The 15399-nt window shown below is 72.1% G+C and carries 16 protein-coding genes; 4 read left to right on the top strand and 12 right to left on the bottom strand.

Going from position 1 to position 15399, the window contains the following annotated elements; genetic code table 11:
- Positions 1–12: 12 nt before the first annotated feature.
- Complete coding sequence (locus tag ACZ5CZ_RS11270; RefSeq protein WP_468941542.1) at positions 13–279, top strand: protealysin inhibitor emfourin; 267 nt, start codon at positions 13–15, stop codon at positions 277–279.
- A gap of 28 nt (positions 280–307) precedes the next feature.
- Here ACZ5CZ_RS11270 and ACZ5CZ_RS11265 read toward each other — a convergent pair whose 3' ends face one another.
- Positions 308–1627, bottom strand: a complete 1320-nt coding sequence (locus tag ACZ5CZ_RS11265) for a GH1 family beta-glucosidase (protein ID WP_468941539.1) — start codon at positions 1625–1627, stop codon at positions 308–310.
- A 70-nt stretch (positions 1628–1697) separates the two neighbouring features.
- Positions 1698–2651: a GTPase Era gene (gene era / locus ACZ5CZ_RS11260; protein ID WP_385844658.1), complete on the bottom strand. Its 954-nt coding sequence runs from the start codon at positions 2649–2651 to the stop codon at positions 1698–1700.
- Between the two features lie 174 nt (positions 2652–2825).
- Here era and ACZ5CZ_RS11255 point away from each other — a divergent pair, with 174 nt between their 5' ends.
- Both ACZ5CZ_RS11255 and ACZ5CZ_RS11250 read left to right on the top strand, forming a co-directional pair.
- Positions 2826–4142, top strand: a complete 1317-nt coding sequence (locus ACZ5CZ_RS11255) for an ammonium transporter (RefSeq protein ID WP_385844657.1) — start codon at positions 2826–2828, stop codon at positions 4140–4142.
- Complete coding sequence (locus ACZ5CZ_RS11250) at positions 4139–4477, top strand: P-II family nitrogen regulator (RefSeq protein WP_385844655.1); 339 nt, start codon at positions 4139–4141, stop codon at positions 4475–4477. Before ACZ5CZ_RS11255 ends, ACZ5CZ_RS11250 begins: the two co-directional genes overlap by 4 nt.
- Here the strand turns inward: ACZ5CZ_RS11250 and ACZ5CZ_RS11245 are convergent.
- From ACZ5CZ_RS11245 to ACZ5CZ_RS11230, 4 genes are all read right to left on the bottom strand, one after another.
- Complete coding sequence (locus tag ACZ5CZ_RS11245) at positions 4371–5393, bottom strand: DUF916 domain-containing protein (RefSeq protein ID WP_468941535.1); 1023 nt, start codon at positions 5391–5393, stop codon at positions 4371–4373. The two genes, ACZ5CZ_RS11250 and ACZ5CZ_RS11245, sit on opposite strands and share 107 nt — an antisense overlap.
- A 63-nt stretch (positions 5394–5456) precedes the next feature.
- Complete coding sequence (locus tag ACZ5CZ_RS11240) at positions 5457–6794, bottom strand: beta-xylosidase (RefSeq protein WP_468941532.1); 1338 nt, start codon at positions 6792–6794, stop codon at positions 5457–5459.
- A gap of 160 nt (positions 6795–6954) precedes the next feature.
- On the bottom strand, positions 6955–7308 hold the full coding sequence (locus tag ACZ5CZ_RS11235) for a cytidine deaminase (protein ID WP_385844652.1): 354 nt from the start codon (positions 7306–7308) through the stop codon (positions 6955–6957).
- Between the two features lie 33 nt (positions 7309–7341).
- The gene (locus ACZ5CZ_RS11230) at positions 7342–8163 is read right to left on the bottom strand and encodes a helix-turn-helix transcriptional regulator (protein ID WP_450788077.1); all 822 of its coding nucleotides are present in this window, start codon (positions 8161–8163) and stop codon (positions 7342–7344) included.
- A 147-nt stretch (positions 8164–8310) separates the two neighbouring features.
- On the opposite strand from ACZ5CZ_RS11230, the gene ACZ5CZ_RS11225 reads away from it, so the two are divergent.
- Positions 8311–9738, top strand: coding sequence for an MFS transporter (locus ACZ5CZ_RS11225; protein ID WP_385844651.1), 1428 nt, complete (start codon positions 8311–8313; stop codon positions 9736–9738).
- Here the strand turns inward: ACZ5CZ_RS11225 and ACZ5CZ_RS11220 are convergent.
- The 6 genes from ACZ5CZ_RS11220 to ACZ5CZ_RS11195 all read right to left on the bottom strand — a co-directional run bounded on the left by ACZ5CZ_RS11220 (position 9723) and on the right by ACZ5CZ_RS11195 (position 15332).
- Entirely contained in the window at positions 9723–10742 is a 1020-nt protein-coding gene (locus tag ACZ5CZ_RS11220) for a S66 family peptidase (protein WP_468941529.1), read from the bottom strand. The genes ACZ5CZ_RS11225 and ACZ5CZ_RS11220 overlap by 16 nt on opposite strands.
- A 43-nt stretch (positions 10743–10785) precedes the next feature.
- Positions 10786–11145 carry an MmcQ/YjbR family DNA-binding protein gene (locus tag ACZ5CZ_RS11215; RefSeq protein ID WP_385844648.1) on the bottom strand — a complete coding sequence of 120 codons (360 nt, stop codon included), beginning with the start codon at positions 11143–11145 and terminating at the stop codon, positions 10786–10788.
- Entirely contained in the window at positions 11142–12437 is a 1296-nt protein-coding gene (locus ACZ5CZ_RS11210) for a hemolysin family protein (RefSeq protein ID WP_385844647.1), read from the bottom strand. The genes ACZ5CZ_RS11215 and ACZ5CZ_RS11210 overlap by 4 nt, the downstream gene beginning before the upstream one ends.
- A 15-nt stretch (positions 12438–12452) precedes the next feature.
- Positions 12453–12950: an rRNA maturation RNase YbeY gene (gene ybeY / locus ACZ5CZ_RS11205; protein WP_385844645.1), complete on the bottom strand. Its 498-nt coding sequence runs from the start codon at positions 12948–12950 to the stop codon at positions 12453–12455.
- Between the two features lie 12 nt (positions 12951–12962).
- Positions 12963–14042 (bottom strand): PhoH family protein, encoded by a 1080-nt coding sequence (locus ACZ5CZ_RS11200; protein WP_450788007.1) that lies wholly within the window; start codon positions 14040–14042, stop codon positions 12963–12965.
- A gap of 132 nt (positions 14043–14174) precedes the next feature.
- Positions 14175–15332: a carbohydrate kinase family protein gene (locus ACZ5CZ_RS11195; protein ID WP_385844642.1), complete on the bottom strand. Its 1158-nt coding sequence runs from the start codon at positions 15330–15332 to the stop codon at positions 14175–14177.
- Positions 15333–15399 lie beyond the last annotated feature (67 nt).

Genomic DNA, 15399 nt, shown 5'->3' with positions numbered 1-15399 from the left:
TAGACAGTCCTCATGCGTATCCAAGTACGGCGCACCGGTGGTTTCGCGGGCATCGAGCGCCGGGCCGAGGTGGACACCTCGGCCCGGCCCGACGCCGACGAGTGGGAGGACCTGGCCGAACGCGCCCTCGCGTCCGGCCGGGCCGCCCCGCCCGCCGGTGTCCCGGACGGCTTCTCCTACGAGATCACGGTGGACGGCCGCACGGTGTACGCGGCGGACCCCCTGCTGACCGAGGAGCAGCGGGAGCTGATCTCCCGGGTGCTGAAGGAAGGCGCCTGAGGGACGGCGTCCGGGGGGTGTCCAGCGGTCATCTCTGCTGCCGGAGCATCTCCCGGAACCAGTGGTAGGAGGCCTTGGGGGTGCGCTTCTGGGTGGTGTGGTCGACGTGCACCAGACCGAAGCGGCGCGCGTACCCCTCGGCCCACTCGAAGTTGTCGATCAGCGACCACACGAAGTACCCGCGTACGTCGACGCCCGCCTCCAGGGCGGTGTGCAGGGCGCGGATGTGGGCGTCCAGGTAGGCGATGCGGTCCTGGTCGTCGAGGCCGTCGTAGGAGCAGCCGTTCTCGGTGATGACGACGGGCGGGAGCCGGTCGCCGTAGCGGTCGCGGAAGGCGGTGAGCAGTTCCGTGAGCCCCTCCGGTACGACCGGCCAGCCGAAGTCGGTCACCGGCCGCCCCTCGATCTCCCGGACGGAGAAGGGGAGTTCGGCGGGCAGGACGACACCGCCGTACTCGGTGTCGCTCCCGCCGCCGCCGGGCGCTCCGACCCTGGTCGGCGCGTAGTAGTTGATGCCGTACCAGTCGAGCGGCTCGGAGATCACGGCGAGGTCGGCCCCCGGGTCGGCCGCGCCCATCAGCTCGCCCAGGCCGTCGGGGTACGCGCCGAGCAGCACCGGTTCGGCGAAGAGCCGGTTGAGCAGCAGGTCGTAGAAGCCGGCCGCCTCGGTGTCGGCGGGGTCGTCGGAGGCGGGCCAGGTGGGGCCGTGCGAGTTGGTGATGCCGATCTCGGTGGCCCCGGCCGCGCGCAGGGCCCGTACGGCGAGGCCGTGGGCGAGGAGCTGGTGGTGGGCGGCGGGCAGGGCGTCGAAGAGGAGCTTCCTGCCGGGGGCGTGCACACCGAGGGCGTGCCCGAGCAGGGTGTGCTCGGCGGGCTCGTTCAGGGTGGTCCACCGGTCGACGCGGTCGCCGAGCCGCTCGGCCACGAGCGCCGCGTACTCCGCGAACCGCTCGGCCGTGTCCCGCCGCAGCCAGTCCAGGCCGACGGGCAGGTCCCAGTGGAAGAGGGTGGGCACGGGCCTTACCCCGGCCCCGCAGACCTCGTCCACCAGCCGGTCGTAGAAGTCGAGGCCGCCCGGGGAGTTCACGCGCGGCCAGGAGACCGAGAAGCGGTACGCGTCCACCCCGAGGCCGGCGAGCAGGGCGACGTCCTCCGGGTAGCGGTGGTAGTGGTCGCAGGCCACCGCCGTGGTCGAGCCGTCCTTCACCCGCCCCGGCTCGGCGGCGAAGACGTCCCACACGGACGGCTCGCGCCCCTCGGCGCCCTCGATCTGCTGCGCCGAGGTCGACACGCCCCACAGGAACCCGGCCGGAAACCGGGGCATCGCACCGATCGCGTCAGTCACCATCCCCGGATCATCCGTACCGCCGGTAACGGAAGTCAACGGGCGGGCGGGGAAAGGGTGTTGACGGGCGGGATCAGAAGCCGAGCCGGCGCAGCTGCTTGGGGTCGCGCTGCCAGTCCTTGGCCACCTTGACGTGCAGGTCCAGGAAGACCGGCGTCCCCAGCAGCGCCTCGATCTGCTTGCGGGACTTGATGCCGACCTCCTTCAGCCGCTTGCCCTTGGGGCCGATGATGATGCCCTTCTGGCTGGGCCGCTCGATGTAGACGTTGGCGTGGATGTCCAGTAGGGGCCGGTCGGCGGGCCGGTCCTCGCGCGGGAGCATCTCCTCCACGACCACCGCGATGGAGTGCGGCAGCTCGTCCCGGACGCCCTCCAGGGCCGCCTCGCGGATGAGTTCCGCGATCATGACCTGTTCGGGTTCGTCCGTGAGGTCGCCCTCGGGGTAGAGGGCCGGGCCCTCCGGCAGCAGCGGGACGATCAGGTCGGCCAGCAGGCCCACCTGCTTGTCGGCGACCGCCGACACCGGCACGATCTGGGCCCACTCGAAGCCCAGCTCCTTGCCGAGCTGGTCGATCGCGATCAGCTGCTCGGCCAGGGTCTTGGAGTCGACCAGGTCGGTCTTGGTGACGATGGCGACCTTCGGGGTCTTCCTGATCCCGGCCAGTTCCTTGGCGATGAAGCGGTCACCGGGACCGATCTTCTCGTTCGCCGGAAGGCAGAAGCCGATCACGTCGACCTCGGCCCACGTCGTGCGCACCACGTCGTTCAGCCGCTCGCCGAGCAGCGTGCGCGGCTTGTGCAGCCCGGGGGTGTCGACCAGGATCAGCTGGGCGTCGGGCCGGTGCACGATGCCGCGTACCGTGTGCCGCGTCGTCTGCGGCTGGTTCGCGGTGATCGCCACCTTCTGCCCGACCAGAGCGTTCGTGAGGGTGGACTTGCCCGCGTTGGGGCGGCCCACGAAGCAGGCGAAGCCGGCGCGGTGGCCGGTCTCGGCCGACTCTTCGGATGACGGGGTACGAACGCTCATGCCGCCCATTCTCCCTGATCCACGAGCCCGCCCCGTACCACGGCCGTCCGGCGCCCTCTCCTGTGAGGTTGCGGAAACCCGTACGCAACGAAACGTCACGGAAACACACCTGTACGCGACCGGAAACGCACACCGGTGACCCTCTGACGAGCCCGCACACCGTTGGAGACGCCCGTGATCCTGGCCGCCGCACATGTCGACACCGGCGACACCGCCTGGCTGCTCGCCTCGACCGCCCTCGTCCTGCTGATGACCCCGGGCCTGGCTCTGTTCTACGGCGGCATGGTCCGCACGAAGAGCGTCCTCAACATGCTGATGATGAGCTTCGTGTCGATCGCCCTGGTCACGGTGGTCTGGCTGGCGGTGGGCTACTCCCTCGCGTTCGGCGACGACATCGGCGGGGGCCTGATCGGCGGGGTGCACAACGCCGGCATGGCGCATCTCACCCCGGGCAGCACGCACGGCACGGTCCCCACCCTGCTCTTCGCCACCTTCCAGCTGACCTTCGCGATCATCACGGCCGCGCTGATCAGCGGCGCGGTGGCCGACCGCACCAAGTTCTCGGCGTGGCTGGTCTTCGTGCCGCTGTGGACCCTCGCCGTATACGTTCCGGTCACCCACTGGGTGTGGGGGCCGGGCGGCTGGATCCTGGAGAAGCTCGGCGCGCTCGACTTCGCGGGCGGTCTGCCCGTGGAGATCACCTCCGGTGCCTCGGGCCTCGCGCTCTGCCTGGTCCTCGGCCCCCGGCTGGGCTTCAAGAAGGACGCCATGCGTCCGCACAACCTGCCCATGGTGATCCTGGGCGCCGGTCTGCTCTGGTTCGGCTGGTTCGGCTTCAACGCGGGCAGCGCGCTCGGTGCGAACGGGCTCGCCGCGGCCGCCTTCCTCAACACCCTCGCGGCCGGCTGCACCGGACTGCTCGGCTGGCTCTTCGTGGAGCAGAAGCGCGACGGCCACCCGACCACCCTCGGCGCGGCCTCCGGCGCGGTGGCCGGGCTGGTCGCGATCACCCCGTCCTGCGGCACGGTGTCCCTGCTCGGCGCCCTCGTCGTCGGCCTCGCCGCCGGTGTGGTCTGCTCCTACGCGGTGAGCTGGAAGTTCCGGCTGAACTTCGACGACTCCCTGGACGTCGTCGGCGTCCACCTGGTCGGCGGTGTCATCGGCACCCTGCTGATCGGCCTGTTCGCGGAGAAGGCGATGACCGGCGGCACGGAGGGCCTCTTCTACGGCGGCGGGCTCGCCCCGCTCGGCAAGCAGCTGGTCGCCGTGGTGGTCGTGGCCGGATACGCCTTCGCGGTGACCTACGGCCTGGGCAAGCTGCTCGACAGGGCGATGGGCCTGCGGGCGGGCGAGGAGCAGGAGCGGACGGGTCTGGACCTTACGGTGCACGCCGAGACGGCATACGATCACGGCGTCCTGGGCCACGGCGCCCCGGTATCCCACTCCGTCCTCACCGGCACCAGCACCCAGAAGGTCGACACCCAGGCATGAAGCTCATCACCGCGATCGTCAAGCCGTACCGCCTCGACGAGGTCAAGACCGCCCTCCAGGAGCTGGGCGTGCACGGCCTGACCGTGACCGAGGCGAGCGGCTACGGCCGGCAGCGCGGCCACACCGAGGTGTACCGGGGTGCCGAGTACCGGGTGGACCTGGTGCCGAAGGTCCGCATCGAGGTCGTCGTGGAGGACGCGGACGCCGACGCGGTGATCGACGCGATCGTCAGGGCCGCGCAGACGGGAAAGATCGGCGACGGCAAGGTGTGGTCCGTACCCGTGGAGACGGTCGTCCGGGTACGCACCGGCGAACGCGGCCCCGACGCGCTCTGACCAGCAGAAACCCGGCCACCGCGAGCGCGAGGGCCAGCAGGGTGGCGGGCAGCCAGGGCAGGGCGAGGTAGGTGGCGGCGGCCGAGTCACGGGTATTGCGGGCGCTCGCGGTGAGAGTGATCCTCGTGCGGTCGAGCTGCGGCGCTCCCTGCCAGGTCTCGGTGAGCCGCACCTGCTGGCCCGGCAGCAGTTCGGACGGCACCCCGGTGAGCGGGCGGTCGAGCAGCGTACGGCCGAACAGCCCGCGCGCGGTCAGCCGCACCCTGGGGTTCAGGGTGACGTTGCCGGTGTTGCGCAGGGTGTAGGAGACGGTCGCCGTGCCGGTGCCGAGGCCGGGGATCAGCGGCTGGTGGTGGCTGATGCGCACCCGGCCGACGAAGAGCGCGGGCAGGGCGGGGCCGCCGACCCGGAGATAGACCCGGGCGCCGACGGCCTGCCGCACACCGAGCGCGAGGGAGCCGCTGCCGGGCTCGACCTTCTCGTCCAGGGCGACGATCGCCCCCGGATGGTCGCCGGGCTCGGCGCCCTCGGGGACCCGCAGGGTGAACGGCACGGTGACGGTCCGGTGCCCGGGGACGGTGAGCCGGTTCCGGCGAAGCCGCGTCCACGCCCCCACCCCGCGCATCCGCTCCCCTTGGCCGCGGACGGCGAAGCCCCCGTCCCGGGGGGTGTTGTAGGCGTCGGCCGCGTAGAGCCGGAAGGTGAGCGGCCGGCCGGTCCGGTTCCGGACGGCGACCCGGTCGGTGAGGGTCTGGCCGGGGTCGGCGGAGAGATAGAAGTAGGGCCGCGCGGCGATCGTCGAGGCGACCGGGTAGACGGACCAGCTGCCGTTGTCGGCGGCGCGGGCGGGGGTGGCCTGCCAGGCCGGCAGCCATGACAGCAGGAGCCCCAGAAGGAGGACGTACGGCTTGCGCATGGGTGCGGACCCCCACGGTCGAGGACGGCGAAGGGGAACGGGCGGGTGCGGACGCCCGTACGCTCAGGCGAGCGTGAGGGTGAGGACGCCGGAGTACGCGCCCGGGGGCGTGAACGCCGGTACGTCCAGGGAGAGTCCGGCGTCGACGGTGAACTCGCCGCCGGTGAGCGCGGAGTCCGGCGTCGACGCGAGGGTGGCTCCGGCACCGCCCACGCTCCCCGCCGACCCGGCCTTGCAGGTGCTGGGGCTGCCGGCCTTGGTCGCGCAGGCCGGGGTCCAGCTCAGCCGGCCCCCGTCGAGGGTGGCGCCGGGACCGGTGAAGCCGGTGACCCTGCCGGTCAGCGACCAGCCCGCGGGCCCGCCGCGGAAGTCCCGCACGGTCACCGTCTGGAGCTTGCCGGTGGCGGCCCCGCCCTTGCCGAAGTCGACCGCCGACAGCGCGACGGAGTCCCCGGCCTGGGACATGGACAGCGTGCCGGCCCTGACGCTCGTGGTCAGCTTCTGGCTGCCGGGCGGGACGGGCGTGTTGTCGTTGACGGCGTAGGCCGCGGGTCCGGCGCCGGTGTCCGCGCTCCAGGCGCTTCCCTCGTAGGCCACGATCCCGGTGGTCGCCTTGTCCTTGACGACGAGGGAGCCGCTGAAGGAGCCCTGGCCGTTCGCGGTCGCGGTGGCGGTGTCCGCGGTCTGGGTGTTCCCGGCCCGCCCGGCGAGAGTCACGGTCGCGCCCGGGGTGAAGTGGGTGCCGCTGACGGTGACGGCGGCACCGGCGTCGCCGGAGGCCGAACCCAGCGTGATGGCCCGGGTGTTGGCGGAGGTGCCGTCGGTCGCGGTGACCGTCTCCGAGGCCGGGGCGGGCGGGTCGGTGACCGTGCAGGGGGTGTCCAGCTCCATGATGTAGCTGGTGTGGATGTTGTAGTCGGCGGGCGAGAGGGTGATCCTCCCGGCCTTGGTGACGGTGAAGGTGCCGGTCATGGAGAAGGACGGGAAGGCGGCCTTGCCCGGCACCGGCGGGTTCTTCTTCGGCCCGGCCACGGTCACGTCCCCGCTCTGCGCGCCGCCCAGGGCGACCTTGCCGGTCGGGGTCATGATGTCGGCGGGCAGCGCGAGGTCGGTGGGGTTGGACGCGGCGGCCTTGACCACGGTGTAGGTCACGGTGACGGTGTCACCGACCTTGGGGCTGGTGTTGTCGACCGAGATGTTCGCGGTCGTGGTGCCGTCGATCGGCGGCAGGCCGGCGATGGCGGGCGGGATGCAGTGGGTGGCGAAGTCCACGTCGGTGCCGGCGGCGGTGGCCGGGCAGGCCAGCGCGCCGCCCGCGGTGACCGCGAGCGCGGTCGCCCCGAGCAGTGCGCTCCAGCGCCACCGTGGCGAGCTTCGCGGTCTGGGGGGTGTCGAACCCATGGGGCCCTCCTGAGGGTCGCGGGCGCAGCGGCTCCTCTGCGCCGACAGGGGGCATTGATGTGGAGCGGGGGTGAGAAGTCAATGGAGATGCCGCAGGAATCTGACGGACCGTCAACTTCCGCGGCATCTCCGCCCACTCGGCACCGGATCACCCAACGGGTCAGCCGGCGTGCAGGGTGAGCCGCACCGATCCGTCCGGCGCGGCCAGCAGCACCGGCGTCCCCGCTCCCCCGAGGTCGGCGACGGCGGCCAGGTCCTCCGGCGCCACGGCGTCCCCCGCGCTCACCACGGCCGCCGCCTCCAGCGACCGCGCCCCCGACGCCACCGCCATCGCGACGGCCGTCCGCAGCGCGCTGAGCTTCAGCGACGAAAGCTCCACCGACCCGGCGACATAGGTCCGCCCGGTCTCATCTCGTACGGCCGCCCCCTCGGGCACACCGTTGCGGGCCCGAGCCGAACGGGCCAGGGTGACGATCTTGCGGTCCTCGGGACCAAGCTCGCTGCTCTCGCTCATGCCCAGAGCATACGAACCCGGGAAACGGCCCCCTCACCCCGCCACGGGATACATCGCCCCCCGCCGGCCCTCCGGCGAGACCAGCCACTCCATCTTGGCCGCGGTGTTCGCCTCCTCCAGCGGGGTGTGCAGCACGATCATCAGATCCGGCCGGACCGGCACCTGCATCACCGTCGACTCCACCACCAGCAGCCCCGCCAGCGGATGGTCCAGCTCCTTGCGCACCTGGCCGTGGTCCTCGATGTCCCGCTCGGCCCACAGCGCCACGAACTCCGGGCTGCGCTCCGAGACGTCGTCGAGCACCGCCCGGAACCCCTCGTCGTCCGGCCGCGCCGCCCACGCCGCCCGGAACTGCGCCACCACGGTCCGCGCGTTCTGCTCCCAGCTCCTGCTCCGCGACCGGTACAGCGGGTCCGTGAAGAAGTCGATCAGGCAGTTCTGGGTGATGTCCGGGCGCATGCCGAGCACGATCGCGGCGGCGTCGTTGTACATCACGCAGTTGTAGTACCGGTCCATGATGTGCGCCGGATACGGCATCCAGGTGTCGATCAGCCGGCGCAGCCCGTCGCACATGTCCCGCCTGCCGGGCGCCACTTCGGGCGCGGGCGGGTTCATCCCGGCCAGCCGGTACAGATGCCGGCGCTCGGCGTCGCTCAGCCGCAGCACCCGGGCCACGGAGTCGAGGACCTGCGGGGAGACGGAGATGTCCCGCCCCTGCTCCAGCCACTGGTACCAGGAGGCGCCGACCCCGGCGAGCACGGCCACCTCCTCCCGGCGCAGCCCGGGGGTGCGGCGCCGGCCGCCGCCGACCGGCAGTCCGGCCTCCTCGGGGCTGACCCGGGCCCGCCGGCTCATCAGGAACTCGCGCAGTTCGTTGCGCCGTTGACTCTTCGCCGCCTCGGCTGCGGGCACGGCCCGTCCTCCCCCATGTCGTCTGGTGGTGCCACCACCACCATAAGTTGCGACTCCCCACGGTTGTTCCCGCGGCCGCAGGCTCGTGCCATGGCGATCGACACCACGACCTCACCGAACCCCCTCCACGAACCGCTCGACACCCCCAGGGCACCCCGGCTGTCGACGCGCGACAAGCTCGTCCTCTTCGTCCTGTGCGCGGCCCAGTTCATGGTCGCGCTGGACTTCTCCGTCCTGAACGTGGCCCTGCCGGAACTCGGCAGCGACCTGGGCATGAGCCGCTCCGCCCTCCAGTGGGCGGTCACCGCGTTCGCCCTGCCCTCGGGCGGCTTCCTGCTGCTCTTCGGCCGCATCGGCGACCTGTACGGCCGCCGCAAGCTGTTCCTGACCGGCCTGGCCGTGTTCGGCGCGGCCTCGCTGCTGGCGACCCTGGCCTGGGACCCGGCGTCCTTCCTGGCCGGCCGCGCACTCCAGGGACTGGGCGCCGCGGCGATCGTGCCGACCGGCATGTCCCTGCTGACCACCACCTTCCCGGAGGGCCCCGCCCGGGACCGCGCCCTCGGCATCTCCGGCACGCTGCTGTCGCTGGGCTTCACCGTCGGCATGGTCGCGGGCGGTGTGCTGACCGACGCGCTCGGCTGGCGCTCCACCATGGCGCTGCTCACGCTGTTCGCGGTGATCGTGCTGCCGCTGGCCCCGGGTCTGCTGCCCGAGTCGCGCACCCCGGAGCGCCCGCGCCTGGACGTGCCCGGCGCGGTCACCGTCACCGGCGGCCTGCTGTCGCTGATCTACGCCCTGTCCACCGCCGCCGACCACGGCTTCGGCCGCGCCGACGTCCTCACCACCCTGGTCGCCGGTCTGCTCCTGCTGACCGCGTTCGCGGTGGTCGAGTCCCGCGCCGCCGCCCCGCTCGTCTCGCTGCCCATGCTGCGCCGCCGCACGGTGGCCTGGGGCAACGTGGGCGGTCTGGTCACCTTCTCGATGATGTCGACGGTCATCTTCGTGCTGACCCTGTACCTCCAGGAGATCCTGCACCTGTCGGCGTTCGAGACCGGTCTGGTCTTCGGCGTCCAGGGCGTCCTGTCGGCCGTCGCCGGCACCCTCGCCGCGAAGGTCGTCGGCCGGTTCGGCGCCCGGCGCACCCTGGTCGGCTCGCTGACCGGGCAGGGCGCGCTGGTGGCGACCCTGGTGCTGCTGAACGCGCACACCTGGTCGGTGTGGCTGGCCGTGGCCGCGGTGTCCCTGGCGAGCATGTTCCACCTGGGTGCGATCGTGTCGTACGGCCTGACGGTGACCTCGGGCGTCCCGGACGAGGAGCAGGGCCTGGCCACCGGGCTGGTGACCTCGACCCAGCAGGTCGGCATCACGGTCGGCATCCCGCTGCTGGGTGTGCTGGCCACCACCGCGGACGACCTGATGACCGGCGTCCACACGGTCCTCGCCCTGGACGCGGCCGTGGTGCTGGCCGCCGCGGTCCTGGTCGGCCTGGGCCTGCGCCGGGGTCAGTCCAGGGTCTGAACGATCCCGCTCCGCGCGGCCGTGTGCAGCACACGGCCGCGCGCGCCGTTGACCAGCGGAAGGTACGGCGCGACATGGCCGCACTCGACATCGGCGACGATCGGCACCCCGAGCGTGCCGAGCGCGTCGAGGACCGCCTCGTGCTGGGTGAGGGTGGGGCTGTCGGGGGCGTGGGTGCGGCCGACGAGGACGGCGGCGGCCCGGTCGAAGAACCCGGCGAGCCGCATGCCGTGCAGGTGGCGGCAGATGGTGAAGGCGTTGTCCTCGCAGGCCTCGACGTACACGAGCAGCGGCTCGTCCCCGGCGAACCGGGAGGTGTCGAGGTACGGGGTGCCGGCCAGCGGACCGAGGGTCTCGACGCAGCCGCCGATCAGCCGGCCCTCGACGTCCACGTCCCCGTCGCCGTCCAGCCGGGTCCAGCCGCCCTCGGCGTCGAGGGTGAAGTCGCGGACCTCCGGGTGTCCGACGAAGTCGTCGAAGCGAGCGGTCCGATACCGGCCGGGCGGCTCCTGCGTGAACGGCTCGCCCTGCGGGGCCGTGACGATGTCGGGCCAGGACTTGAGGCCCTCGGGTGTCCGGTAGGGGGTCTCCATCAGGTTGTTGCCGTGGACGGTCGCGACCCCGGTGAGCAGGGTCAGCGGGGTGAGGATCGTGGACATGTCCGAGTAGCCGACGACCCACGTCGGCTCGGCCCGCCCGATCGCCTCGAAGTCGAGCAGCGACAGCAGGTCGATCGCGGTCTCGCCGCCCCACGGCGGCACCACGGCGCGGATCGTCGGGTCGGTCAGCATCGCGGTCAGCTCGGCGGCGCGGTCGGCGGCCGGGGCGCTGACGTGCGTCGAGCCGTCCATGCACCGGCCGACGACCACCTCGTAGCCGCGCTGCTCGAGGTCGCGGAGCGCCACGTCGAGACGGGCGCGCAGCTTCTCGGCCACCCCGCTGGACGGGGAGGTCACACCTATACGGTCACCGGGGCGCAGCGGGCGCGGATACCTGATCGTCATACCGGAGATCCGACCGCGTGCGGGCCGCGCCGGGCAACCGGATTTACGGCCGGTCCAACCGCAGCCGCTCCGCCCGGGGCAGGCCGGCGACGACCAGGTCGTAGGAGTCCTCGATCAGCTCTCTGACCAGCCGGTCCGGCAGGCCGCCGGCCACCGTCACGGTGTTCCAGTGCCGCTTGTTCATGTGCCAGCCGGGGACGATCAGCCCCTCGTGCTCGGCGCGCAGCCGGACCGCGTCCTCCGGGTCGCACTTGAGGTTGACCGTCAGGGGCCGCGCGCCCAGCTCGGACAGGGCGAACATCTTGCCCAGCACCTTGAAGACCGAGGTCTCCGGGTTGAACGGGAAGTCCTCCACCGCCGCGTTGAAGGACAGGCAGAAGGCGCGCAGCTCCTGGGGGGTCACTCGGGCTTCTCCTCCGGGTCCTTCGCGGCGGGCTCGACCAGCACGGTGACGATCTTGTTCCGGCGTCCGGCCGCCGCCTCCGCGGTGAGCGTCAGCCGCCGCTCGTCGGGCAGTTCGACCTGGGCGGACGCGCCCGCGATGGGCACCCGGCCGAGGGCCTTGGCGAGCAGCCCGCCGACGGTCTCCACGTCCTCGTCGTCGTACTCCTCCAGACCGTACAGCTCGCCCAGGTCGGTGATGTCGAGGCGGGCGGTGACCCGGTAGCGGTCGTCGCCGAGGTCCTCGACCGGCGGCAGCTCGCGGTCGTACTCGTCGGTGATCTCGCCGACGATCTCCTCCAGGATGTCCTCGATGGTGACGATCCCGGCGGTGCCGCCGTACTCGTCGATGACGACGGCGACGTGGTTGCGGTCCTTCTGCATCTCGCGCAGCAGGTCACCGGCGTTCTTGGTGTCCGGCACGAAGACGGCGGGCCGCATGGCGGTGGACACCAGGTCGCTCTCCGCCTCGCGGTTGATGTGCGTCCTGCGGACCAGGTCCTTCAGATACACGATCCCGACGATGTCGTCCTCGCTCTCCCCGGTGACCGGTATCCGGGAGAACCCGGAGCGCAGGGCGAGGGTGAGGGCCTGCCGGATGGTCTTGTACCGCTCGATGACAACCAGGTCGGTGCGCGGCACCATCACCTCGCGCACGAGCGTGTCGCCCAGCTCGAAGACGGAGTGCACCATCCGGCGCTCCTCGTCCTCGATCAGCGACTCCTTCTCTGCGAGGTCGACCAGCGCGCGCAGCTCCGCCTCGGAGGCGAAGGGGCCGCGCCGGAAGCCCTTGCCGGGGGTGAGCGCGTTGCCGATGAGGATGAGCAGGGACGGGATGGGGCCCATGACCCGGGCGAGCGGCAGCAGGACGTACGCCGCCGCGGTCGCGGTGTTGAGGGGGTGCTGCCGGCCGATGGTGCGCGGGGAGACCCCCACGGCGACGTACGACACCAGCACCATCACCCCGATGGCGACGAGCAGCGCCTGCCAGGTGACCGGGAACTGCTCCAGGCAGGCGTAGGTCACCAGGGCCGCGGCGGCCATCTCGCAGGCGACCCGGACCAGCAGGGCCACGTTCAGATAGCGGGTGGGGTCGGCGGCGACCTGGGCCAGCTTGGCGCCGCCGCGCCGCCCGGACTTGACCGCCTCCTCGGCCCGGAAGCTGGAGACCCGGGCCAGGCCCGCCTCCGCGCAGGCGGCGAGCCAGGCCACGACGACGAGCGCGATCGCGCCGAGGACGATCTGCGGGGACATTCGGGGCTCGTCCCGCTACGAGACGGTCGGCGCCGGGGACGGCCCGGTCAGCCCGTGCTCGGCGCGCCAGCCGTCCACGATGGCGGCCTGGAGCCCGAACATCTCCGCCTTCTCGTCCGGCTCCTCGTGGTCGTAGCCCAGCAGGTGCAGCACCCCGTGGACGGTGAGCAGTTGGAGCTCCTCGTCCATGGAGTGCTGGGTCGGGGCCTCCGCCCCCTGCCGGGCGGCGACCTCCGGGCAGAGCACGATGTCGCCGAGCAGGCCCTGCGGCGGCTCGTCGTCGTCCTTCGACGGCGGCCGCAGCTCGTCCATCGGGAACGACATGACATCGGTCGGACCCGGCAGGTCCATCCACTGGATGTGCAGCTGCTCCATGGCGTCGGCGTCCACGACGATCACCGAGAGCTCGGAGAGCGGGTGGATGCGCATCCGCGCGAGTGCGTAGCGGGCGATGTCGAGGATCGCCTGCTCGTCGACCTCGGTGCCGGATTCGTTGTTGACGTCGATCGACATGGTCGTGCTGGTCTACTTCCCCTTGGTGCCCTTGGCCCCGGTCCTGCCGTGGCCGCCCTTGGGCGCGCCGTTCTCGGTGCCGTGCTTGCTGTCGTACTTCTCGTACGCGTCGACAATACGGCCCACCAGCTTGTGCCGTACGACATCGTGGGACGACAGCCGGGAGAAGTGGACGTCCTCGACGCCCTCGAGGATCTCCTGCACCTGCCGCAGACCCGACTTCTGCCCGTTGGGCAGGTCGACCTGGGTCACGTCACCGGTGATCACGATCTTGGAGTCGAAGCCGAGCCGGGTGAGGAACATCTTCATCTGCTCGGGGCTCGTGTTCTGGGCCTCGTCCAGGATGATGAAGGCGTCGTTCAGCGTGCGGCCGCGCATGTACGCCAGCGGCGCGACCTCGATGGTCCCGGCCGCCATCAGCCGCGGGATCGAGTCCGGGTCGAGCATGTCGTGCAGCGCGTCGTACAGCGGGCGCAGATAGGGGTCGATCTTCTCGTAGAGCGTGCCGGGCAGGAAGCCCAGGCGCTCGCCGGCCTCGACCGCCGGGCGGGTCAGGATGATCCGGTTGACCTGCTTGGACTGGAGGGCCTGCACGGCCTTGGCCATGGCCAGGTAGGTCTTGCCGGTGCCGGCGGGGCCGATGCCGAAGACGATGGTGTGCTTGTCTATGGCGTCGACGTAGCGCTTCTGGTTGAGGGTCTTCGGACGGATGGTGCGCCCGCGCGAGGACAGGATGTTCTGCGTCAGTACCTGTGCCGGGGTCTCCGGGCCGTCACTCGTGCCGTTGTCGCTCGCCTTGAGCATGGCGATCGAGCGTTCCACTGCGTCCTCCGTCATCGGCTGCCCGGTGCGGAGCACCAGCATCATCTCGTCGAACACGCGCGAGATCAGGGCGACGTCGACGGGGTCGCCGACCGCGCTGATCTCATTGCCCCGGACATGGATGTCGGCCGCCGGGAAGGCCCTCTCGATCACACGCAGGAGGGAGTCGCCGGAACCCAGCACGGTCACCATGGGGTGCTGCGCGGGGACGGTGAACTGCGCTCTCGCCTGCTCCTGCGCGGGGGTGTGAGCTGTGGGTGTCTGTGTCATGGGCCGGCGCTGAAGGCCTGCGCTTCCTCCTCGTCACGGCCGCCTGGCTGTGGGCGGCCTCGCGCTTCCAGGGTACGACGGTGGACTGACAACGCCGTAGGGCTTTTCGAACGGCGCGCAGCCGCGGCCACCTCAGCCGGAACGCCGGAACCCGATGGTCGGCACGGCCCGGCGCAGCGGCCACGCCCGGTCCAGCTGCGCCGGCACCAGCCCCTCCAGGAACTCGTACCTGCGCAGCGCCCCCCGGTCCTGCCCGGGCAGGGACTGCACCCGCCGCCACCACGCCCCGATCTCCGACCACCCGGGCGCCGACAGCGACCCGCCGAACTCCTGCACCGACAGCGCCGCCGTGAGGCCCGCGAAGGCCAGCCGGTCCGCCAGCGGCCACCCCGCCAGGGAGCCGGTCACGAACCCGGCGACGAACACGTCCCCCGCCCCGGTCGGGTCCAGCGCCTCCACCGCGATGGCCGGTACCTCCGCGGCCTCCCCGGTCCGCCGGTCCACCGCGTACGCCCCTTCCGCGCCGAGGGTCACCACGGCCACCGGCACATGCTCGGTGAGGGCGTGCGCGGCCTGCCGGGGGCAGTCGGTGCGGGTGTACCGCATCGCCTCCGCCGCGTTGGGCAGGAACGCCTCGCAGTGCCGCAGGTCGGGCAGGGCGGCCAGATCCCACGCCCCGGTCTCGTCCCAGCCGACGTCCGCGAAGATCCGGGTGCCCTCCCGGGCGGCCGCCTCGACCCAGGGCGCCGGGTGGCCGGGGGTGAGCGAGGCGACGGCGGCACGCGCGCGGGGCGGGCAGCCGGTCGCCCCGTCCTCGATGAGCGCGGCCTCGGGCGGCGGCTCGTGCCCGTGGGACACCATGGTGCGCTCGCCCTCGTACGCCATGGAGACGGTGACCGGCGAGTGCCAGCCGGGCACGGTGCGGGACGCGGACAGGTCGATGCCCTCGCCCTGCTCCAGCGCGTCCCAGCAGTACTCGCCGTAGTGGTCGTCGCCGAAGGCGGCGGCGAGCGCGGTGCGCAGGCCGAGCCGGGCCAGCGCGGTGGCCATGTTGGCGACCCCGCCGGGGCTGGAACCCATGCCCCGGGCCCAGGACTCGGTGCCGCGCACGGGCGCCGAGTCCAGGCCGGTGAAGATGATGTCGAGGAAGACCGTGCCCATGAGGTAGACGTCCCAGGGCGGGTCGCCGGGTGTGCGCAGCGCGGCGAGCGGGTCGACCTGGGCCTGACAGCGTGCCGCCTGTGTGAGGTGTTCCGGTTCCTCTCCGGCAAGAGTGTGCGACGGGGTCACGGTGCGCTCCCTGACGTGGTGCGGATCTGGCCAGTGTGCACCAGATCACGTACCGGGATGTGCGCTA

The organism is Streptomyces sp. NPDC031418 (assembly GCF_055581605.1).
The sequence above is the reverse complement of the archived record's forward strand: the minus strand, read 5'-3'. Positions and strand labels throughout refer to the sequence as shown.

Bases quoted from the DNA above. Each gene is read 5' to 3' on its own strand.
- ybeY (WP_385844645.1), bottom strand. From the start codon at position 12,950: ATGTCGATCGACGTCAACAACGAATCCGGCACCGAGGTCGACGAGCAG.
- ACZ5CZ_RS11230 (WP_450788077.1), bottom strand. From the start codon at position 8,163: ATGAGCCGGCGGGCCCGGGTCAGCCCCGAGGAGGCCGGACTGCCGGTC.
- ACZ5CZ_RS11240 (WP_468941532.1), bottom strand. From the start codon at position 6,794: ATGGGTTCGACACCCCCCAGACCGCGAAGCTCGCCACGGTGGCGCTGG.
- ACZ5CZ_RS11210 (WP_385844647.1), bottom strand. From the start codon at position 12,437: ATGTCCCCGCAGATCGTCCTCGGCGCGATCGCGCTCGTCGTCGTGGCC.
- ACZ5CZ_RS11270 (WP_468941542.1), top strand. From the start codon at position 13: ATGCGTATCCAAGTACGGCGCACCGGTGGTTTCGCGGGCATCGAGCGC.
- ACZ5CZ_RS11245 (WP_468941535.1), bottom strand. From the start codon at position 5,393: ATGCGCAAGCCGTACGTCCTCCTTCTGGGGCTCCTGCTGTCATGGCTG.
- ACZ5CZ_RS11265 (WP_468941539.1), bottom strand. From the start codon at position 1,627: ATGGTGACTGACGCGATCGGTGCGATGCCCCGGTTTCCGGCCGGGTTC.
- ACZ5CZ_RS11220 (WP_468941529.1), bottom strand. From the start codon at position 10,742: ATGACGATCAGGTATCCGCGCCCGCTGCGCCCCGGTGACCGTATAGGT.
- ACZ5CZ_RS11200 (WP_450788007.1), bottom strand. From the start codon at position 14,042: ATGACACAGACACCCACAGCTCACACCCCCGCGCAGGAGCAGGCGAGA.
- era (WP_385844658.1), bottom strand. From the start codon at position 2,651: ATGAGCGTTCGTACCCCGTCATCCGAAGAGTCGGCCGAGACCGGCCAC.
- ACZ5CZ_RS11235 (WP_385844652.1), bottom strand. From the start codon at position 7,308: ATGAGCGAGAGCAGCGAGCTTGGTCCCGAGGACCGCAAGATCGTCACC.
- ACZ5CZ_RS11250 (WP_385844655.1), top strand. From the start codon at position 4,139: ATGAAGCTCATCACCGCGATCGTCAAGCCGTACCGCCTCGACGAGGTC.
- ACZ5CZ_RS11225 (WP_385844651.1), top strand. From the start codon at position 8,311: ATGGCGATCGACACCACGACCTCACCGAACCCCCTCCACGAACCGCTC.